General features: G+C 59.1%; 17 protein-coding genes. 13 read left to right on the plus strand and 4 right to left on the minus strand.

Translation table 11 applies throughout. The features are described from left to right. The first annotated feature begins 98 nt into the window (after positions 1 to 98). From M1D87_RS06820 to M1D87_RS06880, 13 genes are all read left to right on the plus strand, one after another. Positions 99 to 2306 (plus strand): bifunctional prephenate dehydrogenase/3-phosphoshikimate 1-carboxyvinyltransferase, encoded by a 2208-nt coding sequence (locus tag M1D87_RS06820; RefSeq protein ID WP_061550862.1) that lies wholly within the window; start codon positions 99 to 101, stop codon positions 2304 to 2306. Then, on the plus strand, positions 2303 to 2989 hold the full coding sequence (cmk, locus tag M1D87_RS06825; RefSeq protein ID WP_003260862.1) for a (d)CMP kinase: 687 nt from the start codon (positions 2303 to 2305) through the stop codon (positions 2987 to 2989). Before M1D87_RS06820 ends, cmk begins: the two co-directional genes overlap by 4 nt. A 124-nt stretch (positions 2990 to 3113) precedes the next feature. Next, complete coding sequence (rpsA, locus tag M1D87_RS06830; protein WP_003252673.1) at positions 3114 to 4790, plus strand: 30S ribosomal protein S1; 1677 nt, start codon at positions 3114 to 3116, stop codon at positions 4788 to 4790. A 364-nt stretch (positions 4791 to 5154) separates the two neighbouring features. Next, on the plus strand, positions 5155 to 5454 hold the full coding sequence (ihfB, locus tag M1D87_RS06835) for an integration host factor subunit beta (protein WP_013971456.1): 300 nt from the start codon (positions 5155 to 5157) through the stop codon (positions 5452 to 5454). Between the two features lie 19 nt (positions 5455 to 5473). Continuing rightward, positions 5474 to 5737, plus strand: a complete 264-nt coding sequence (locus tag M1D87_RS06840; RefSeq protein ID WP_046615541.1) for a lipopolysaccharide assembly protein LapA domain-containing protein — start codon at positions 5474 to 5476, stop codon at positions 5735 to 5737. Positions 5738 to 5839: 102 nt separating this feature from the next. Beyond that, positions 5840 to 7270 (plus strand): MBL fold metallo-hydrolase RNA specificity domain-containing protein, encoded by a 1431-nt coding sequence (locus tag M1D87_RS06845; protein WP_421091821.1) that lies wholly within the window; start codon positions 5840 to 5842, stop codon positions 7268 to 7270. A gap of 504 nt (positions 7271 to 7774) precedes the next feature. Continuing rightward, complete coding sequence (locus M1D87_RS06850) at positions 7775 to 9034, plus strand: glycosyltransferase family 4 protein (RefSeq protein WP_421091822.1); 1260 nt, start codon at positions 7775 to 7777, stop codon at positions 9032 to 9034. Further along, positions 9031 to 9891, plus strand: a complete 861-nt coding sequence (locus M1D87_RS06855; RefSeq protein ID WP_461241465.1) for a dTDP-4-dehydrorhamnose reductase family protein — start codon at positions 9031 to 9033, stop codon at positions 9889 to 9891. The genes M1D87_RS06850 and M1D87_RS06855 overlap by 4 nt, the downstream gene beginning before the upstream one ends. Before the next feature lie 21 nt (positions 9892 to 9912). After that, complete coding sequence (locus M1D87_RS06860) at positions 9913 to 10923, plus strand: polysaccharide biosynthesis protein (RefSeq protein WP_133978601.1); 1011 nt, start codon at positions 9913 to 9915, stop codon at positions 10921 to 10923. Continuing rightward, the gene (gene wecB / locus M1D87_RS06865) at positions 10916 to 12040 is read left to right on the plus strand and encodes a non-hydrolyzing UDP-N-acetylglucosamine 2-epimerase (protein WP_139657540.1); all 1125 of its coding nucleotides are present in this window, start codon (positions 10916 to 10918) and stop codon (positions 12038 to 12040) included. The genes M1D87_RS06860 and wecB overlap by 8 nt, the downstream gene beginning before the upstream one ends. 216 nt (positions 12041 to 12256) lie before the next feature. Continuing rightward, complete coding sequence (locus tag M1D87_RS06870; RefSeq protein ID WP_421091871.1) at positions 12257 to 13183, plus strand: NAD-dependent epimerase/dehydratase family protein; 927 nt, start codon at positions 12257 to 12259, stop codon at positions 13181 to 13183. Then, complete coding sequence (locus tag M1D87_RS06875; RefSeq protein WP_421091870.1) at positions 13108 to 14310, plus strand: glycosyltransferase family 4 protein; 1203 nt, start codon at positions 13108 to 13110, stop codon at positions 14308 to 14310. The genes M1D87_RS06870 and M1D87_RS06875 overlap by 76 nt, the downstream gene beginning before the upstream one ends. After that, positions 14307 to 15578 (plus strand): O-antigen ligase family protein, encoded by a 1272-nt coding sequence (locus M1D87_RS06880; RefSeq protein ID WP_421091869.1) that lies wholly within the window; start codon positions 14307 to 14309, stop codon positions 15576 to 15578. Before M1D87_RS06875 ends, M1D87_RS06880 begins: the two co-directional genes overlap by 4 nt. Before the next feature lie 3 nt (positions 15579 to 15581). On the opposite strand, the gene M1D87_RS06885 is transcribed toward M1D87_RS06880, so the two are convergent. The 4 genes from M1D87_RS06885 to M1D87_RS06900 form a co-directional block, all read right to left on the minus strand. After that, positions 15582 to 16976: a hypothetical protein gene (locus tag M1D87_RS06885; protein ID WP_421091868.1), complete on the minus strand. Its 1395-nt coding sequence runs from the start codon at positions 16974 to 16976 to the stop codon at positions 15582 to 15584. 189 nt (positions 16977 to 17165) lie between these two features. Then, on the minus strand, positions 17166 to 18731 hold the full coding sequence (locus tag M1D87_RS06890) for a hypothetical protein (RefSeq protein ID WP_421091867.1): 1566 nt from the start codon (positions 18729 to 18731) through the stop codon (positions 17166 to 17168). A gap of 190 nt (positions 18732 to 18921) precedes the next feature. Beyond that, the gene (locus M1D87_RS06895; protein ID WP_139657546.1) at positions 18922 to 19827 is read right to left on the minus strand and encodes a glycosyltransferase; all 906 of its coding nucleotides are present in this window, start codon (positions 19825 to 19827) and stop codon (positions 18922 to 18924) included. After that, positions 19817 to 21190, minus strand: a complete 1374-nt coding sequence (locus tag M1D87_RS06900; protein ID WP_421091866.1) for a lipopolysaccharide biosynthesis protein — start codon at positions 21188 to 21190, stop codon at positions 19817 to 19819. The genes M1D87_RS06895 and M1D87_RS06900 overlap by 11 nt, the downstream gene beginning before the upstream one ends. Between the last annotated feature and the right edge of the window lie 69 nt (positions 21191 to 21259).

Below are 21259 nucleotides of genomic sequence, written 5' to 3' on the forward strand. Positions count from 1 at the left end.
TGGGCTGCAAGGCAGCCCCAATGGCCCTCACAGGCTGTCTAGATTTCTGAACAGGGTTCGCACCAGTGGTAAAAGCAGTAACAACCAAACCCGCGCCAATCATCAACCGCCTGGTCGTAGTCGGCCTCGGCCTGATCGGTGGCTCGTTCGCCAAGGGCCTGCGTGAAAGCGGCCTGTGCCGCGAAGTGGTCGGTGTCGACCTGGACGCCCCCTCGCGCAAGCAGGCCGTGGCCCTGGGCGTGGTCGATCGCTGCGAAGAAGACCTTGCCGCCGCCTGTGTCGGTGCCGATGTCATCCAGTTGGCCGTGCCGATCCTGGCCATGGAAAAAGTCCTGGCCCGCCTGGCCAAGCTCGACCTTGGCGCTGCCGTCATCACCGACGTCGGCAGCGCCAAGGGCAACGTCGTGCGTGAGGCGCGGGCGGTCTTTGGGGAGCGCTTGCCGCGCTTCGTCCCCGGCCACCCCATCGCTGGCTCCGAGCAGAGCGGGGTAGAGGCCTCCAACGCCACCCTGTTCCGCCGACACAAGGTCATCCTCACGCCGCTGGCCGAAACCGACCCGGCCGCCCTGGCCCTGGTCGACCGCCTGTGGCGCGCGCTGGATGCCGATGTGGAGCACATGTCGGTCGAACGCCACGACGAAGTGCTTGCCGCCACCAGTCATCTGCCGCATCTGCTGGCCTTCGGCCTGGTCGATTCACTGGCCAAGCGCAATGAAAACCTCGAGATCTTCCGGTACGCTGCGGGAGGCTTCCGCGATTTCACGAGAATCGCCGGCAGCGACCCGACCATGTGGCACGACATTTTTCTCGCCAACCGCGACGCTGTCCTGCGCACGCTTGATACATATCGCAGCGATCTCGACGCCTTGCGCGACGCGATCGCTGAAGGGGACGGGCACCAGCTGCTGGGTGTATTCACCCGCGCACGCGTTGCCCGCGAGCATTTCAGTAAAATCCTGGCCCGCCGGGCCTATGTGGACGCTATGAACGCCAACGATCTGATTTTCCTGGCCCAACCGGGTGGCCGCCTGTCCGGGCGAATCCGCGTACCGGGCGACAAGTCGATTTCCCACCGCTCGATCATGCTCGGCTCGCTGGCCGAAGGCACCACCGAGGTCGAAGGCTTCCTCGAAGGTGAGGACGCGCTGGCGACCCTGCAGGCATTCCGTGACATGGGTGTGGTCATCGAAGGCCCGAACCACGGTCGCGTGACCATTCACGGTGTCGGCCTGCACGGCCTCAAGCCACCACCCGGGCCGCTGTATGTGGGCAACTCGGGTACCTCGATGCGCCTGCTGTCGGGCCTGCTGGCCGGCCAGCCGTTCGACGTGACCATGACCGGCGACGCTTCGCTGTCCAAGCGCCCGATGAACCGCGTGGCCAACCCGCTGCGCGAAATGGGTGCCGTGGTCGAAACTGGCCCTGAAGGCCGTCCGCCGCTGACCATCCGTGGTGGCCACAAGCTCAAGGCGCTGACCTACACGCTGCCGATGGCCAGTGCCCAGGTCAAATCCTGCCTGCTGCTGGCCGGCCTGTACGCCGAAGGCAAGACCACCGTCACCGAGCCTGCACCAACCCGTGACCATACCGAGCGCATGCTGCGCGGCTTTGGCTACAGCGTCGAAAGCAACGGCCCGGTGGCCTCGCTGCAGTCCGGCGGCAAGCTAACTGCTACCCGTATCGAAGTACCGGCCGACATTTCCTCGGCGGCGTTCTTCCTGGTGGCAGCGTCCATCGCCGAAGGCTCCGAGCTGGTGCTGGAGCACGTTGGCATCAACCCGACCCGTACCGGCGTGATCGACATCCTGCGCCTGATGGGCGGCGACATCACCCTGGAAAACCAGCGTGAAGTCGGCGGCGAACCGGTGGCCGACCTGCGTGTGCGCGGTGCCAAGCTGAAGGGTATCGACATCCCTGAAGAGCTGGTGCCACTGGCCATCGACGAGTTCCCGGTGCTGTTCGTCGCTGCTGCCTGCGCCGAAGGGCGTACCGTGCTGCGTGGTGCCGAAGAGCTGCGGGTGAAGGAATCCGACCGTATCCAGGTCATGGCCGACGGCCTGATCACCCTGGGCATCAAGTGCGAGCCGACCCCGGACGGCATCATCATCGACGGCGGCCAGTTGGGCGGCGGCGAAGTGCATGGCCACGGTGACCACCGTATCGCCATGGCCTTCAGTGTGGCCTCGCTGCGCGCCAGCGCGCCGATCCGCATCCATGACTGCGCCAACGTTGCCACATCGTTCCCCAACTTCCTGGCGCTGTGTGCCGAAGTGGGCATCCGCGTGGCCGAAGAGGGCAAGTCGTGAGTGCCCTGGCGCCGGTCATCACCATCGACGGGCCAAGCGGTTCGGGCAAGGGCACGGTCGCCGGGCTGCTGGCCCGCGAACTGGGCTGGAGGTTGCTGGACTCTGGCGCGCTGTACCGTCTGCTGGCGTTCAACGCCAGCAACCACGGCGTCGACCTGACCAACGAAGAGCTGCTGACCAAGCTTGCCGCCCATCTGGATGTGCAGTTCATCGCCGCCGAGCCCGGTAAGCTGCAACAGATCATCCTCGAGGGCGAGGACGTCAGCAACGTCATCCGCACCGAGACTGTTGGTGCCGGTGCCTCGATGGTTGCTTCGCTGCCGGCCGTGCGTGATGCGCTGTTGGTGCGTCAGCGCGAATTCCGCGAGGCGCCTGGCCTGATCGCCGACGGCCGCGACATGGGCACCGTGGTGTTCCCGGACGCGCCGTTGAAAGTCTTCCTCACCGCCAGCGCGGAGGAGCGGGCGCGTCGCCGCTACCTGCAGTTGAAGGGCAAGGGTGAAGATGTTAGTCTGTCGAGTCTGCTGGATGAGATTCGTGCGCGTGATGAGCGCGACACCCAACGTGCAGTGGCCCCGCTGAAGCCAGCGGTCGATGCCATTCAGTTGGACTCTACCGAGTTGTCCATCGAGCAGGTGTTGCAACGTATCAGGAGCGAGATCGCACTGCGCGACCTTCTCTGATAGCCAGGAAAGCAGGCAGGGGCACCAGTCAACGTCCTGCAGGCTTTCCTTTACTTAAAACAAACCCACATTGTCTGGAATGTGGCTATGGGCGTCTGTTTCGCCCGAATCTACAGGAATTAAAATGAGCGAAAGCTTTGCAGAACTCTTTGAAGAAAGCCTGAAAACCCTCAATCTTCAGCCGGGTGCCATCATCACCGGTATCGTTGTCGACATCGACGGCGACTGGGTTACCGTACACGCTGGCCTGAAGTCCGAGGGCGTCATCCCGCTCGAGCAGTTCTACAACGAAGCTGGCGAGCTGACCATCAAGGTCGGTGACGAAGTTCACGTTGCGCTGGACGCGGTCGAAGACGGCTTTGGCGAAACCAAGCTGTCCCGTGAAAAAGCCAAGCGCGCCGAGTGCTGGATTGTTCTGGAAGCAGCTTTCGCCGCCGAAGAAGTGGTCAAGGGCGTTATCAACGGTAAGGTTAAGGGCGGCTTCACTGTCGACGTTAACGGCATCCGTGCGTTCCTGCCGGGCTCCCTGGTTGATGTCCGCCCTGTGCGCGACACCACCCACCTGGAAGGCAAAGAGCTGGAATTCAAGGTCATCAAGCTGGACCAGAAGCGCAACAACGTTGTCGTTTCCCGTCGCAGCGTGCTGGAAGCCGAGAACAGCGCCGAGCGCGAAGCCCTGCTGGAAACCCTGCAGGAAGGCCAACAGGTCAAAGGTATCGTCAAGAACCTCACCGACTACGGCGCCTTCGTGGACCTGGGCGGTATCGACGGCCTGCTGCACATCACCGACATGGCCTGGAAGCGCATCAAGCACCCATCGGAAATCGTTAACGTTGGCGACGAAGTCGACGTACGCGTTCTGAAGTTCGACCGTGAGCGCAACCGCGTTTCGCTGGGTCTGAAGCAGATGGGCGAAGATCCGTGGGTAGCTATCACTGCCCGTTACCCAGAAGGTACTCGCGTACAGGCTCGCGTTACCAACCTGACCGACTACGGCTGCTTCGCTGAGCTGGAAGAAGGCGTTGAAGGTCTGGTACACGTTTCCGAAATGGACTGGACCAACAAGAACATCCACCCGTCGAAAGTCGTTCAGGTTGGCGACGAAGTGGAAGTCATGGTTCTGGACATCGACGAAGAGCGTCGTCGTATCTCCCTGGGCATCAAGCAGTGCAAGTCCAACCCATGGGAAGACTTCTCCGGCCAGTTCAACAAGGGTGACAAGATCACCGGTACCATCAAGTCGATCACCGACTTCGGTATCTTCATTGGTCTGGACGGCGGCATCGACGGCCTGGTTCACCTGTCCGACATCTCCTGGAACGAAACCGGCGAAGAAGCCGTACGTCGTTTCAAGAAGGGCGACGAGCTGGAAACCGTCATCCTGTCGGTCGACCCAGAGCGCGAGCGCATCTCCCTGGGCATCAAGCAGCTGGAAGACGATCCGTTCTCCAACTTCGTTGCTGTCAATGACAAGGGCGCTATCGTCAAGGGCATCGTGAAAGAAGTTGACGCCAAAGGCGCCATCGTCACCCTGGCCGACGACATCGAAGCTACTCTGAAAGCTTCCGAAATCAGCCGTGACCGCGTTGAAGACGCGCGTAACGTCCTGAAGGAAGGCGAAGAGATCGAAGCCAAGATCATCAGCGTTGACCGCAAGTCCCGCGTTATCAGCCTGTCCATCAAGTCGAAGGACGATGCTGAAGAGCGCGAAGCCATCCAGAGCCTGAAAAACGCTCCGGAAGCGGCTGCCGACACCACCATGGCTGCGCTGCTGCGCGAAGCAATGGCCAAGCAGAACTGAGTTCTGTTTGATCGGTAAAAAAGGGCGACCCTCGGGTCGCCCTTTTTTTTGGGCGTGGATTCAGGTTTGTGTTGTTCGTCGTGGGTTATGTGGCGTCTGGCAGATCGAGCGCCACCCGCGCGACTGGCCGAAACAAACGTAGGAGCGAGCGCAGCTCGCGATGCGCCGCGCGGGCGGCGCTCGATCTCCGCGTCACCGCAACCCCCTGGCCGCACGCCTCCAGCCCCCGCCAGCTAGACCATTCCAGTAAAACTTCAATCTTGAATTTTTTTATTAAGTCAAGAACCACCCTGTTCAAATTCCTCCCAGCGTGCTACAAACTGGTTAAGCAATGATCTAGCTGCTTGATAACGAAGGGAAAAATATGACGAAGTCGGAGCTGATCGAACGTATTGTCACCCATCAGGGGCTGCTCTCGTCCAAGGACGTGGAGCTTGCCATCAAGACCATGCTTGAGCAGATGTCACAATGCCTTGCCACCGGCGATCGCATCGAGATTCGCGGTTTTGGCAGCTTCTCGCTGCACTATCGCGCCCCTCGCGTAGGCCGCAACCCGAAGACCGGCCAGTCGGTCAGCCTCGAAGGCAAGTTCGTGCCGCACTTCAAGCCCGGCAAAGAGTTGCGCGACCGGGTCAATGAAGAAGAGCATGAGGCCCACACCTGATTCCACAAGGAGCAATCTGATGCGTAACCTCAAGCGCGCCCTGGCGGCGGTGTTCGTGCTGCTGTTGGCGGCTGTGGTGCTGTTCTTCGTGCTGGAGAACCAGCAAACCGTCTCGTTGGTCCTGTTCGGTTGGGCTGCCCCGGCCATGCCGGTCGCCGTGCTGGTTCTGGCCGCCCTGGTCATTGGCCTGGCAGTCGGTCCGCTGCTGGGTGCCTACGGCGTGCAGCGCAGCAAGCGCAAGATCAAGGCTTCGGCCCGCCAGGCAGCATTGAGCGGTAACTGAGGGTATTTCCTACATCCGTTTGGGAAAGTCCCACCTATGCCTGCGCCGGCCGTCATGGAGTAATTACGCACTTCATTTTCGGCCCAGGCGAGTGTGCGCAGCATGGAATATCCCGTCCTTTCCCATCATGGTGGCACCCGCGGCGTCACTGGCTCCTGCCATCAACTGCACCTCGCCCCGTCCAGCAGCCTGCTGATCGACTGCGGCCTGGAGCAGGGCGATGAGGCCGCGCCAGGCGCAGCATCGGCACCGTTGGGCTTCGACGTGCAGGGTATCCAGGCCCTAGTCATCACCCATGTGCATCTCGACCATGTAGGTCGCATTCCGGCATTGCTGGCTGCCGGCTACCGTGGCCCGATCCTGTGCAGCGAGCCGTCCGCCCGGCTGCTGCCACTGGTGCTGGAAGATGCCTACAAACTTAGTATCAGCAGTGAGCCCGCCCATGTGGCGAGGTATCTGGAGTTCATCCGCGACCTGATCAAGCCCGTGCCTTTCGAGCAGTGGCACACCCTGGTCGAGCAGCCAGGGCTCACCTGTCGCATTCGCCTGCAGCGCGCCGGGCATCTGCTGGGTTCAGCCTATGTCGAATGCGATGTGCAGTACGCGCAAGCCAGCACCCGCTACGTGTTCTCCGGCGACCTCGGCGCCTGTGGCAACCCCTTGCTGCGCCCAGTGCAACCCCCGGAACGGGCAGATGTACTGGTACTGGAAAGCACCTACGGCGACCGCCTGCACCCGCCTGCAGGTGACCGTCAGCAGCGACTGGAAGCGGCCATCGACCGCGCTCTGGCTGACCAGGGCACGCTGCTCATTCCGGCTTTCAGCCTCGGCCGCACCCAGGAGTTGCTGTACGAACTCGAAAGCATTCTTCATCGCAAGGCCTTGCTGAACAAGGCCGGCCCGGCCCCTGATGGCGACCCCCTCGACTGGTCGCAATTGCCCATCATCCTCGACTCGCCCCTGGCCCAGCGCATTACCGGTGTATACCGGGAGCTGCACGACTACTGGAATGCCGAAGCCCGGGCGCGCCTTGCCGAAGGGCGCGACCCGTTGGGTTTCAGTCAGCTGATCAGCGTGGACACCCACGCCCGCCACCAGCAGGTGGTCAATTACCTGAAGAGCACCGGGCGGCCGGCGATCGTGATTGCCGGCAATGGCATGTGCTCGGGTGGGCGCATCGTCAATTACCTGAAGGCCATGCTGGGGGATCCGCGACATGAGGTGATGTTTGTCGGTTACCAGGCCAAGGGCACGCCGGGTGCGGTGATACAGGCGAGTGAAGGGGCGGAAGGGTTTGTGCAGATTGATTTGGATGGGCGGATGTATGAGGTGCGCGCAAAAGTTGTAACCTTGCCGGGTTACTCTGGTCATGCCGACCAGGCAGAGCTCGTGGCTTTTGCATCGCCGGAACGGGGCGGGGCCGGGCGCGTGGTGCTGGTACACGGTGATAAGAATGCCAAGATGGCTCTGGGTAAGGCCATCGAAGAGAAAACCAAGCAGCAGGGGCGTTCGATCAAAGTCTTCATCCCATGAGGGCTATGCCAGCCAAATCTAGAGAGGGCAATCTTTTTGTTGCAAATGCAGCACTTCTTAAGGTGTGTGTAGGTGCATCCGATGGATGGCAGGTTTTTTTCAGCGTTTTGAGGAACTTGCCGAAGCAAACGGTTGACTTAGCCAAGGTGCCGACTCGGGGTTGAAGCGAGCCGCTCAGGATAGTAGCTTGATGGTCGTGATTTCGCATTGGAACGATAACCGATAGCAAGCTACATATTATAAATGATGGCCAAAGTATGGCTAAGGGCGGGTGGCTACAATAAGATGCGCCAGCATCGGAGCGTGATTGGGGCAATGATCGTGGGGGGCTTGGCTTCTGATATTCCGAATTTTCAGGGATTGCGGCAGGTCAGTCACTGCGGCGCATAGTCGGTATCCAGCAGGTCAGCGTTTGCGACTTGTTAACGATCATGCATGCCTCCATTAGAGTTCAGGGCACTTCATGCAGCGCCGATATCGCCACGCCCAGAAGGATAAGTCAGTGTGACGCAAACACCTTTGAAAATTGCTGTGGTCAGCCAGTATTTTTTCCCTGAAAACTTTATCATCAACGATATCGTTCGGGAATTGAGTGCGCTGGGTGTGCACGTTGAAGTTTTTACCGGCAAACCTAACTATCCAAGTGGTGAGGTTTTCCCAGGTTATACTGCCCATGATGCGGTTGAAGACTGCTTTGCTGGAACGATAGCTGTTCATCGGGCGCCACTGCGGCCGCGCAAGAAAGGTGGGGCGAAAAACCTGATCCTCAATTATTTTTCATTCGTGGCTAACGGCGTCAGGTACTTCACACGCCATGCAAAGCGCGGCCAGTTTGATGCCTACTTCGTGTTTGCGCCATCGCCTGTCATTTCTGTAATTCCGGCACTAGCCATGAAACGCGCCCACCGTGCCCCTGTGTTTCTGTGGGTACAGGACTTGTGGCCGGAAAGCCTTGCGGCCACGGGGTTCATTCGCAACAAGTTCCTATTGTCGATCGTCGGTTTGCTGGTGCGCGGCCTGTATTGGGCCGTGGATGTATTGCTGGTACAGTCACGGGCGTTCATTGACCCGGTCAAGCGCTACGCGCGTGCCGACAAGATCAATTACTACCCCAACTCTTACCTGCAACAGGATGATTCCGGCGAAATCTGCAAATTGCCTGAGTCATTGACTGCCGTGTTGCGTAGTCACTTCTGCGTAGTGTTCGCCGGCAATTTGGGTAGCGCGCAAGGGTTGGCCACCATCGTCGAAGCTGCGCGGGTGCTGCACGCCGAGCAATCGCAAGCCCTTATCGTGATGGTCGGCACCGGCAGCAAAGCCGACTGGCTGGCAGAGCAGAAATGCAAATGGGGCCTGGACAACCTGATCATTGCCGGCGCCTACCCTCGTACGGCGATGGCCGAATTGTTCGAACTCAGTGCCGCATTGCTGGTTACACTCAAGCGAGACGAGATTTTCAGTTGTACCATTCCGAGTAAGGTGCAGGCCTACTTGGCAGCGGGCAGGCCGATAATTGGCAGCCTGGATGGTGAAGGCGCGCGCGTCATCAACGACGCTGCTGCCGGTATAACCTGCCCTGCCGAAGACGCGGCCGGGCTTGCAGCTTGCATAAGGTCGATGCTGGCCACGCCGCAGACGCAGCGAGAACAGATGGGCACACAGGCAAGGGCTTACTTCTTGAAACACTTCGAACTGAAGACCCAGTGCAAGGCACTGGTGCGCATGTTCGAACAACGGATTGAACAGGACAAGGCGACGCAATGAACATATTGGTACTGGGTGTCTCGGGCATGCTGGGCAACGCCGTCTTCCGGTATTTCTCGGCCAATTCGCAGCACCGAGTGGTGGGCACGCTGCGCTCGTCGTCCGGGCGCAGGTTCTTCACGCCTGATCAGGCTGAGCATCTCCTGTGTGGTGTAGATGTACTTGATGCTGACGCGCTGATGGCGGCTTTCGCTAAGGCTAAGCCGGAGGTGGTAATCAATTGCGTGGGCCTGATCAAGCAACTGGCTGATGCCAAGGATCCGCTTACTGCACTGCCAATCAACGCCATGCTCCCGCATCGCCTGGCTATGCTCTGCCGCGTGGCTGGCGCGCGCCTGATCCATATCAGTACCGATTGCGTATTTTCGGGTGCCAAGGGCATGTACCGGGAGCAGGACGAGTCTGACTGCACCGACTTGTATGGCAAGTCCAAATACATTGGCGAATTGCACGACCTTGACGATGCCGTAACGCTGCGTACATCCATCATTGGTCATGAATTGCAAAGCAATGCATCGCTGGTCGACTGGTTCCTGTCCCAGCAGGGTAGTGTGAAGGGTTTCACCAAGGCGGTTTTCTCGGGGCTGCCGACCGCCGAACTGGCCCGGGTGATGCTGGACTACGTCATTCCCAACCCTGCGCTGAAGGGGCTTTACCACGTTTCTGCAGAGCCGATCGACAAGTATGAGCTGCTCAGGCAGGTGGCGAAGGTTTACGGCAAGGACATCAATATCGTACCGGACGACAAACTGGTGATCGATCGTTCACTGGACTCTTCTCGTTTCCGTGCAGATGCGGGCTACCAACCACCTTCCTGGCCTGCACTCATTCAATTCATGCACGAGCAGCGTCAATAACGACTTACAAGGAGCGCACAGGTGTTCGATAACAAGATTCTGATGATTACCGGTGGTACCGGTTCTTTCGGCAATACGGTACTCAAGCGTTTTCTGAATACCAACGTCAAGGAAATCCGCGTTTTCAGCCGCGACGAGAAAAAGCAGGAAGACATGCGTATTGCCTTGTCCAACGACAAGGTGAAGTTTTATATCGGCGATGTGCGTGACTATCAAAGCGTGGCAGAGGCCATGGTCGGGGTGGATTACATCTTCCATGCCGCTGCGTTGAAGCAGGTGCCGTCCTGCGAGTTCTATCCGATGGAAGCCGTGAAGACCAATGTCATCGGTACCGAAAACGTGCTGAATGCGGCCATCGCCAACGGAGTGCAGCGCGTGGTAGTGCTGAGCACCGACAAGGCAGTGTACCCGATCAACGCCATGGGCATTTCCAAGGCAATGGCGGAAAAACTGATGGTGGCCAAGTCACGGATGATTCCTCAGCAGGGCCCGGTGATCTGCGCCACTCGTTACGGTAACGTCATGGCCTCGCGGGGGTCGGTGATTCCGCTGTTCGTCGATCAGCTCAAGGCCGGCAACGAACTGACAGTGACCGACCCGAACATGACGCGCTTCCTGATGTCGCTGGAGGACTCGGTGGATCTGGTGCTGCATGCCTTCGAGAACGCCCAGCAGGGGGACATTTTCGTGCAGAAGGCGCCGGCCTCTACCGTGCAGGAGCTGGCAGAAGCGCTGCGCCAGTTGTTCAAGCGGGAAAACCCGATCAAGGTGATCGGTACCCGACATGGCGAAAAGCTCTACGAATCCCTTATTTCCCGCGAGGAAATGGCCAAGGCCGACGACATGGGTCGTTACTACCGCATTCCGGCCGACAACCGCGACCTGAACTACAAGAAGTACTTTGTTGAAGGCGAGCAGCATATCTCCGAGCTGGATGACTATACCTCCCACAATACCGAGCGGCTCGACATCGACGGCATCAAGGCCCTGCTGCTGAAACTCGACTATATCCAGGAACAACTCAATGCTTAAGGTCATGACCCTGGTCGGCACCCGGCCCGAACTGATCAAGATGAGCCGCGTCATCGCTGAGCTCGACGAGCAGGCCAACCATGTACTGGTGCATTCCGGCCAGAACTACGATTACGAGCTCAACCAGGTGTTCTTCGATGACCTGGGCATTCGCAAGCCGGATCACTTCCTGGGGGCGGTGGGTAGCACGGCAGCCGGTACTATCGCCGAAGTCATCGCCAAGTCCGATGAAATCTTCGAGCTGGAAAAACCCGACGCCCTGCTGCTGTATGGCGACACCAACACGTGCCTGGCCGTGATCGCTGCCAAGCGTCGGAAGATCCCTGTGTTCCACATGGAGGCGGGTAACCGCTGCTTCGATCAGCGGGTGCCGGAAGAGCTGAACCGCAAGGTGCTCGACCACCTCAGCGACATCAATATGGTGCTGACCGAGCATGCCCGGCGCTACCTGCTGGATGAAGGTATCCGACCGGAAACCATCATCAAGACCGGTTCGCACATGCAGGAGGTGCTGGACTACTACCGACCTCGTATCGACGCTTCCACGGTACTGGAGCGCGAGGGGCTGGAGGAGGGGAAGTACTTCATCGTCAGCACCCACCGTGAAGAAAACGTCGATACGCCACAGAATCTGCGCGATCTGCTGGCTTCGCTGCGCGCCCTGGCCGATACCTATGGCTTCCCGATCATCGTCTCCACCCATCCGCGTACCCGTAAGCGCCTCGAGGACCTGGGCGAAAGCCTGGAGCATCCACTGATCCGCTTCGTCAAGCCTTATGGCCTGCTGGACTATATCCGTCTGCAGATGGGCGCGTTGTGTGTGCTCTCGGACAGCGGCACCATCACCGAAGAGGCTTCGCTGCTGAACTTGCCAGCGGTCACGATCCGTAACGCCCACGAGCGCCCGGAAGGCATGGATGAAGGCACCCTGATCATGTGCGGCCTTACCCCGGACCGAGTGCTGGATGCCGTGCGTGTGGTGATCAGCCAGCATGACCGTAACCAGCGGGTGATCCCGGTGGTACAGGATTACCTGGGCGGCCCGGTCTCCAAGCAGGTGGTACGGATCGTGTATAGCTATACCGATTACATTAACCGTACGGTCTGGTCCAAGTAACCAGTCCAAGGCTAGTTCCCGTCAATCACGCTAATCGGGGCCGCCTTGCGGGCCATTGCCGGCAAGCCAGCGTCAGTACTGAGCGGAGCTCAAGAATGGCGCGTTTTCTGTGGGAAGCTTGTCGACGAAGGACTGTGCAGCAGCCCCTTTTTAGCCAGCTGACAGGTATCAGCGCTTACTAAACCCCGCCTTGGCTGATGGAGAAGCGAACGGCCTATGAACACGCTGGTAGTGATTGGGGGAAGCGGCTTCGTTGGCCGGCATTTCCTGGATGTATGTAACACGCTGGATGACACCGAGGTCATCTATGCGATCCACCGTACCGAGCCCGACTGGTTGACCAACGCCACGGTGCATGTTGCACGCTTTGACGTGAATGACCCCGCGAGCCTTGCAGCCATACTTGTACCTGGCTGCACTGTGATCAATCTCTTGCGGCCCGATGGCAGTGGCTGGTTCGAACAGGCGATCGCCAATGTACTCGTTGCGTGCGATCAAGCGCGCATCAAGCGTTATGTGCACGTGTCGAGTATCGATGTGTTCGGTGCCGCGCCGGACGCGGTGGTCGATGCCTCCACGCGGCTCGAACCAAGAACGCCATACGAGCGTGAGCACGCCGGTGCTGAAGCGCTGGCACGCGCGGTACCGGCTACTCGTTTCGAAGTGGTGGTGCTGCGCCTGGGAGCGGTGTTTGGTGATGGCGGGCTGAACATCGTGTCGTTCGTACGCGAAGTGTCCACCGCGCCTGCCTGGAAGCTGGCATTACGCCGTATGCTTTACGGGCCTCGCCGCATGCACCTGGTCAGTGTTGAAAAGGTGGCACAAACCTTGGCATTCGTTGCCCGGGTGCCGCAGGTGCGCCAAGGGGAAGTCGTCCTCGTAACGGATGACGCGGCGCCGGAAAACAACTTTGGTTATTTGCAGGACGCCCTCATGCAGGCGTTTGGCCGGCCCTCGATCAGCTACTTGCCACACCTGCCGCAAGGTTTGCTCGGCTTACTGTTACGTATGCGCCGCATCAGCAATGCCAACCCGATGCGCCGCTTCAGCGAACGGCGGCTTGCTGAGTGGCAGCAGCCAACTACGGCCGACTTCAAACAGCAATTGCAGCGCTACATCGTACTGCTGAGGGCGTCGGCATGAGGGTGTTACTGGTGAATATTTCACTGGACGCCAAGCTCGGCGGTGGTACAGCGGAGCGCACTCGGCATCTGGCGCTGCACCTAGCCAAGGCCGGTAGCACATGCGAAGTCGTGGCCATGACCGGTAACTCGTGGCAGCAGGATTTTGACGAGCAGGGAGTGAAAAGCTATATCACTGGCCGCATCGGCCAGCGCTTTCCGATCCCGTTGCTAAACCCCTGGCGGGCTTGGCGCGCGGTGCGCAACGCCGATGTATTGCACATCATGGGCTACTGGAATCTGTTGAGCGTCGCCATGGGCCTGCTGGCGGTGATTGGTCGGCGTCCCTATATTCTGTGCCCTGCGGGCGAATTTGCCTCAGTTGGTTCGCCACGACCGATCATGAAAGTGTTCCACTTGCTACTGGGCCGGTGGCTGATCAAGTGGGCTTCAGGCTTTATCGCCATCACCGACCTGGAGCAGGGGCTGATTGCTCAGGTGGCAGGCATGCCGGCGGCTTCTATTCCGGTTATCGGCAATGCCGTGGCTGAGCCAGGTCCGACGCGGGGGGCAGGGGCTGTGCCACTGCCGGATGAGCCCTTCATTCTGTTCATGGGCCGGCTTGCCCCGGTCAAAGGGCCGGACTTCCTCATTCAGGCCTATCTCGAATCGCCCACGGCGCAGCGTTACCCCTTGGTGATGGCTGGTCCGGACTTTGGCATGCAGCAGGAACTTCAGGCTCAGGTAGATGCCTCGGGCCTGGCCGGGCGCATTCACTTCATCGGTTTTCTTGACGAAGCACAGCGTACCCAGGTGTATCGCCAGGCAATGATGCTGGTCATTCCTTCGCGTTCGGAGGCCATGTCGCTGGTTGCCCTGGAAGCAGGGGTTGTCGGTTTACCGGTTTTGCTCACCGATACTTGCGGTTTCGATCAGGTCGAGCAGGTACAGGGTGGGCTGGTGGTCCCGGCCAGTGCTGCAGGTATCGCTTCAGGCCTTGAGCGTATGCTGGCTGATTCTGCCGAGCTCAAGGCCAAGGGCGGGCGACTCAAGGCCTACATTATCGAGCACTACACCTGGTCGGCCACAGTGCAGGTGATGTTGCAGCGTTTTACCCGGCTGTTGCGTACGGGTTCGATGGTCGAGTGAGCGTGCCTGTCGGCTTCGCCGGGGGGTATCGCAGTTGTGCTGGCTCCCCGGCGATGCAGGATGACGAGGCGCAGCTGTCCTTTCAACGATTCATGGCGGTCAGGTTTGAAATGTCGGTGCTTGAGCGTTGTTATAAAGGCGTTACCCAGGAGCATGTGCTGTTCGCATTATTTTTCTTGGCGATATTTTATGGAAATATCTATGCAAGGGTGACGCTACCGCTCGCGATATATATCTTGCCGATGCTGGCGTTACGCTTGAAGATCAGAACGATCAAGTGGCAGGCGGTGATGCCCGCGCTGGCTTGCCTGCCGGTAGTGTTTCAGTTTTTCGGTGCGTACCCACCGATCAAGAATGATATATCCGTCTACTTTTGCTTCTTTTACTCTGCCGTATCCATCCTGGTGCTGAGTAGATGCAGGGTCGAAGAATTGCTGGTTCAGAACTGCATCCTCTTCGGCTGTGTATTGATTGCGTTCATCATGCTGGCGAATGCGGCGCTTGGTTATCGGGAAGAGCTCGATTTCTACACTTTGAAGAATCTGGTTGCGACGCCTCTGGGAAGCTCCAACTACCTGGCCGTCTTTTTGCTGGTCGGTACTCTGGTAGCTTTGTATGCCAGGCAGTACCTATGTGCCATTGCCCTGGTTGGAGCATTCATGTTCACGTTTTCCCGTACCGGGTATGCGATGTTGATGCTCGCTGTCGCCATCTGGTTACTCGATACCAGAACCACCCTGCTTACCCGATACCCCCGTTTTTTCGCCTTTGCGTTCATTACCTGCAGCCTGATTGTGTTCCTGACCGCTTTCTTCCTGAAGGACGGGCTGCCGGAGTCCTTGTCCATTCGCGCGGGCCTTTGGCACGCGGCGGTGTATCACATTGCCGACCATCCGCTGATCGGTACGCCACGCTCCGAATATTTCTACATATTCAATGGGTTGGCATGGGACCCGCACAATTCGATCTTGAACATGCTCCTGTTGCTGGGGGTGGGCGGTACTGCCGTCTACCTGTTTTATCTCTACTGCGTCATGCGGCTGTTTTCGCAACTGGCAAGCAACTCGACGTTTTGGCGCTCGGTGTTCATAGCCTCAGCCGTTACACTGCTTTGGAGCCTCTTTGAGGTAGTTTTACTGACACCGGCTTATGATACTTTGCTGGCATCTCTATTTGCGCTGGCTATCGCCAGAAGCTCAGGTGCCGAATTGGCCGCGTCGCCAGCTGTGTCTCAAAGCACCAGTGTCGGCCTTACCGTGGCAAGATAAGTTTCAGCTTGCCGGTTGCACCTCGCTAGCCGATTTGCGGCGTCCTGCCAGGGTTGAACTGCAAATGAACATGGTAAATGCATAGGGCATCCAAACGATCGGGCGCTGGTAGATGCTTAACGCAAACAGACCGAAGAACAGCAGCACCCACAAACGGCGCTTGGCATTGTGGGTTATGGCCAGGGTCAGGCTGATCATGGCCAACGCGAACAGCACGGCACCGATCAGGCCAAAATCTGTAAGTATGCGTGTCACCACCTGCGACACCCCGCCATTGACCACGCTGGAGTCGGCCCCCATGCCGAACAGTAGAGTACGGGTGTCTGCATCCAGGTACCGGGCGAAGAGTTTGTCCATCTCCGGTAACGAGCGATTGTTGATGTACTCGGTCTGCCGCAATTGTTGGTCAGGTTCTGGCGGTTGCACTGCAACTGGTGCTGCAGATACTGGGGCGCCAGAGCTGGCTGATGATGTGGTGTATTTATCCAACGGGATGACCAGTGCTTGTCGGGGCGGAGCGCTCGTGGCGAGGGCGTGTGTCCGTGCTGGCGTGGGTGTCGTTGGTTGCCGGTCCGGGCCGTCAGGCTTGATGATGCCCAATACCAGCAGGCCGAACAGCCCGAGGATGGCCAGTGGAAGCAGGGTCAGCGGTGAGCGCGCCTGCATCAGACGGAATAGGAAGCCGATGGTCGCCATGACTATGAATGCCAGGGAAAACGACAGCACACCACCAACAAAGATGATGAGAAAGGGGAAAGGCTTGAGCCTGAAGCGATTACCCGCCAGCAGGAATGCCGAAACTGTGCCGACCATGCCGGGCTCGTCGTACATGGCGCACAGCCGGTAGAGTTCGCCACCCCAAGGTAGCGTCACGTGGTTGCCGGACAGAAGAAGCGCCCCCGGCGCGTGCAAGTAGAAACCCCCGGCTTCAGCCATCGCAGGGTTTAGTAGAGGCAGGCGGTCCATATGCACCGTCAGGCCGGCAATCTTGCACAGGGACACGACGATACCCGGGATCAGGCTGACCGCGAAGAACCAGGCGAACCATTGCAGTACCTTGCCGCGGCGCTGGTCTGAGAACACCGCGAGGGCAAAGATGGTTGGTAGCACGAAATACCAGCGCGTAGTACTGCCGTCGAGCTTGGGCAACATGCTGATGTAGAGCACGAAAAGGCAGATCAGGATGAACCCTGGCACCTCGCGCCGCCGCGGGCGGTCGCCGAGCAGGAAGGCACCGATGGCCAAGCAACCCGAAAGCATCCCGGCAATTGCCATGTGACGCAATGAATTCCAGAGAAAATACGGGTTCAGTGTTACCCAGGCGCATAGCGCAAATAGCGGCGCCAGCATGGCGTCAATGGGTGCGCTCGAGCTGTAAGTCCTGATAGCCACAGTCATAGTGAGGGGATCTGCCTGATCACACCTGAGCCAGGCCGATCAACAGGCAGTATCGGCATGTGCTCGGCTTAGGGTTGGGAGGATTGACCTCGCTTTGACAAGTAGCGAGGCGCAGCTGTGCGATAATCTTTCGCACGTTCGTCGGATACCTCCGGCGACTTCCTCTATCCCTGAAGCCGAAACGATGAACTAAAGCGCTGGTGTGAGTGCAACCGACCCCGTTCTTGGACCACTTACAATGATGCGCGCCAGATACAATCCTGCGATGAACCCAAGTAGTTCGATGAGGAAGAACATCTGCACGCGCGGGAAGTTGGTCTGCACCACCAGATAGGCCAAGGCCACACCAATGGTCGCGCGAGTGAATACATTGCCAACCAGTTGGCTGGTCAGCCGTTCGGCAAGGATGCCGGCGGCAAACAGCAGTGTCAGGCCGGCGGCCAGCACTGCCAGGTTGTCGCTGTAGAGCAGAATGGCCAGCGGGCCGGGAATGGTCATGAACGTGAAGTTTTCGAAAGCCTGGTATTGTGCATTCGACATACGCTGGTAGATGGCCTGAGTGCCGGCTTCCGGGCGCTCGGCCAGGCTGCGCAGAAATAGAGGCCAGCCGGTGTTTTCGTGGCTGACCACCGCCAGTATTCCTTCCAGGCCAACCCAGCGGTCCACCACCAGTTTGCTCAGTTCCATCAGCATACCTTTCCAGCGGGCACGCTTGACCTCGGCGGTTTCCTCGAAAGGAGCCACGGTTACTGGAACAGGTTTTGCGTAGACAGGCGCCGCCGATACCGGGTTCGCGATCAGCTGCAGTTGAGGCAGTGCTGGTGCCAGTGCGCCTGCAACTGCCTGCGCTGAATCGGCCAATGCTATGAGCAGGCTTGTAGATGGACGCGCGGGCGCCAGTTTGACGTCGCTCACCGCCTGCTCGCCGATAGCCATGGAGGCCACGACTGGCCGGGCTTGGGCGAACGACTGCAGTCGGTCGGCAGACACCAATAGCAGTGATGTCACGAACAACACCGCCGTCACCAGCAGAATCTTGACCCATTGGACGAAGCGCAATGCAGTGACCAGATCGCGGCCATGCACCAGGTAAACCGCGAACGGCGCGGCAACATGCAGGATCATCTGCGCCCGACTGCCCATGGATACCGCTGTTACCGCGCCTTCCAGAATGAGAATGTAGAATAGCGTCTCCAGCTTCATCTGGCGCGCCTGTACCAGCCAATAACCCAGGGTAGCAAGCAGGATCAGGTTGCCCCAGGCGATCATGAACGAGACCAGTACGTAGACGTAGCTGTGGAGCTTCAGCGCAGGCTCGGTGCCCACCTTGAGAATGGCAAACTTGAAATTTGCGGCCAGTAGCAGGGCCGTGAGCAGTATGGCCAACCACATGGACGGTTTGAGCAGCCCGCGCGGCCGCTCGATATGGATGACTGCTGGCGGCTGTAGGCGCGAAGCAACGGCTTGGCAGGTCAGTAGTGTGGCAAATGCGATGTTCAGGGCCAGCATGGCTGAATCCCATGCCTTCGACGAATTATCGAAGGCCCCGATTGGTTCGATGAACTGGGTGCCGAGAATGAAATGCAGCACCAGCTTCGCCCAGCAGCCGAGAATCAGGAATGCCAACAGGAAGAACGAGAAGAAGCTGGTGCGGTTGGAGAGCAAGCTGCGTACCAGCAAGCCGGCCAGAAAACCGTTAAGCAGCAGCGGCGCCAGGGACGCTGGATAGTCCACTGCTGCGGCGAGGGTGGCCACGGCAACCAGCAGTAACGCACTGACATGCAAGTAGCGGTTACCCAGCAAGTTAGCTTGAACACTCTTCATCCGCGCGCTCCAGGAGGGGGGAGAATGGTTTTGCTGCTCTCGATACCTGCGGGACCGCTGAACCTACAGGCGCAGCGCAAGATTAACGGATTTGGGGGCAACCATCGATTGCCCCGGAAACTCAGGCTTTGGACTTTGGCCTGAAAATGGTCAGCACGTAACTTACCATCTTGCGGGAAAGAATCGACGGCGGGTCCAGCAGTGCGGCCTTGCCCATGCGTACTACGAACATTGCATAGCGCCCGGAAAATCCGTGCATGAAGCCCGAAAGCATATGGGCATTGGCAACCGCCTTACGCTTCCAGCCAAGGATGGAAGGCGACAGACCGCTGGTCTGGTAAAGGCTGTTGATTACCTTCAGCGGCTCGTCGGAACGTTCGGCGTTGCATGGGTTGTAAGTGGTCGAGCCGGAGTGTATGCGGAAGTCTGCCAGTGGCTCGGCCACCCGAGTAAATGGCCCGTATTGGCAAAGGCGCAAGAAGAAGTCCATGTCCGGGATATTGCGCAGCCCGGTGTTCCAGCCACCAACCTTGTCCCACACCGAACGCCGGAACAGCGCCCCGGGGCCCGGCAGACACTGGAAGTTTGCGATCAGCAGGCGCTCGTCATAGTCGGGGGTCTGCACAGTGCGCACGTGCTTGGAGTCTTCATCGATGACGCAGAAGTCCGGGTAGGCAAGCACGGCCTCAGGCTCCTTGGCCATGGTTGCGACGATGGCCTCGACGGCGCGCGGGTGCAGGCGGTCGTCGGCGCTCAGGTAACCTAGCAGCTCGCCACTACTTTGCTGCCAGCCAAAATTCATCGCCGCACTCTGTCCGGCGTTTACTTGGCGGTAACGAATGAAATTGCCCGGGTGTTGCTCCAGCAGTGCCGCGGTGTCGTCGGTGGAGCCATCGTCGACGACGATCAGCTCTACGTTCGGGTAGGTCTGCTGTAGCACACTGTCGATCGCATCCAGAACATAGCGCCCGGTATTATAGGTAGGGATGATGATCGACACCTTGGGCATTATGTTGCTAGCGTCCATGAGATACCTTTCGACGGTAATAGAGGCGCATGAACCTGCGCAATGAAGAGTAATCGGCGGTAGTGCTGAGGTGGAATATGCGTTTGACGTAATAGATCTGAGCCAGCGATTGGCAGACCCCACCGAGGCTGTATACCACGGCCAAACCGATGATTCCATACAGCCACATGGCCACTAGTCCGGCCGCAATCATGCATAGGCCGCTGATCACGGAAATACGCATCGCCACGTGCTGTTTCTGCAGCATCATCAGCACAAACCCGGCAGTACCGGCGTAAGTTTGTGCCAGTTGCGAAACGCCGAGGATGGCAAAAATATAGTATGCATTGGCGTATTCGCTGGACCAGACATGGGCCAGCAGGAACTGGCCGCACAGAATGAACAGTAGGTAGCCCGCCAGGCCGAGCACCGTCGCTGCACCAGCGCCCACCCCCAGCACGCGCTGCAGGTAGCGCCTTTTGCCCCGAACCCAGATGCGCCCGATGGAGGGCGCCACCACCGTGTTGATTACTGCCAAAGGTATCAGTACCAAGGCTACCAGGCGTGAAGCCAGGCCATAGATCGCCAGCCCGGCCGCATCACCGAACCAGGCGATGATCCACAAGTCGGCCTGCGACATGATGAACAGCACCATGGTAGTGGTGAGGTTGGGGCGGGTTTCACGCAGCAGGGTAGTATAGCCAATGTTGCTGGCTGGCTTGTCCTGCTGCTGCGCCCGATACCAGCGCCGCAGACTCCAGGCGCCCAGCAGCGTGGTGCAGCCGGCACCCACCGCACCGGCCAGGATTAACGTGCTCAGCTCTATGTGCAATTCGCCGCGCCAGGCCAGAATCACCGTTGCTGCACTGGCCAGGCTGGCCCCGGTGGTCAGAAAGCTGGCTTGCACGAAGTGGCCCAGCGCCCGGTGCTGTTCGGACAGGATAGTGCTCATCGCCGCCAGGATCATGCTCAGCGACACGAGCGGGGCAATACCGTGCAGCAGGCGCAGCAGGTCGTCGCCTTCGTAACGCGACAAAACCTGCATGAAAACGTTGAATCCGATGGCCAGGGCAATGGTAGACAACGCCGCTAGCAATAAGGTGCGGCGCAGCACCTGTTTGACCTGACCACCATCGCGGTGCCCCTGCGCCGTGGAAATACAAGCCGGTGCCGTAATGCTGAGACCCAGTTGGCCCAGCGTTGCAAGCGCGGCAATTAGCGATTGGGCCAGAAAAAACAGGCCCACCGAGCTCTGCGGCATGGTCAGGGGAATTATAATGCCCGTCAGGGCGCCGGTGCCAAGCAGTAGGAAGCGACCAAATATGGCGGCAATACTAGCGGCAATCGGGGAGGAGAGGGCGTTGGTGACTTTCCCTGTGGACATGGGTTCTTATGGGTACCTTGAGAGGAGCACGGATTTTGTTGGGTTTTACAGCAACTGTCCATGCTCTGA

The sequence above is a fragment of the Pseudomonas sp. SA233 genome, from assembly GCF_054792385.1.

Bases quoted from the DNA above. Each gene is read 5' to 3' on its own strand.
- rpsA (WP_003252673.1), top strand. From the start codon at position 3,114: ATGAGCGAAAGCTTTGCAGAACTCTTTGAAGAAAGCCTGAAAACCCTC.
- ihfB (WP_013971456.1), top strand. From the start codon at position 5,155: ATGACGAAGTCGGAGCTGATCGAACGTATTGTCACCCATCAGGGGCTG.
- M1D87_RS06840 (WP_046615541.1), top strand. From the start codon at position 5,474: ATGCGTAACCTCAAGCGCGCCCTGGCGGCGGTGTTCGTGCTGCTGTTG.
- M1D87_RS06845 (WP_421091821.1), top strand. From the start codon at position 5,840: ATGGAATATCCCGTCCTTTCCCATCATGGTGGCACCCGCGGCGTCACT.
- M1D87_RS06855 (WP_461241465.1), top strand. From the start codon at position 9,031: ATGAACATATTGGTACTGGGTGTCTCGGGCATGCTGGGCAACGCCGTC.
- wecB (WP_139657540.1), top strand. From the start codon at position 10,916: ATGCTTAAGGTCATGACCCTGGTCGGCACCCGGCCCGAACTGATCAAG.
- M1D87_RS06870 (WP_421091871.1), top strand. From the start codon at position 12,257: ATGAACACGCTGGTAGTGATTGGGGGAAGCGGCTTCGTTGGCCGGCAT.
- M1D87_RS06885 (WP_421091868.1), bottom strand. From the start codon at position 16,976: ATGACTGTGGCTATCAGGACTTACAGCTCGAGCGCACCCATTGACGCC.
- M1D87_RS06895 (WP_139657546.1), bottom strand. From the start codon at position 19,827: ATGGACGCTAGCAACATAATGCCCAAGGTGTCGATCATCATCCCTACC.
- M1D87_RS06900 (WP_421091866.1), bottom strand. From the start codon at position 21,190: ATGTCCACAGGGAAAGTCACCAACGCCCTCTCCTCCCCGATTGCCGCT.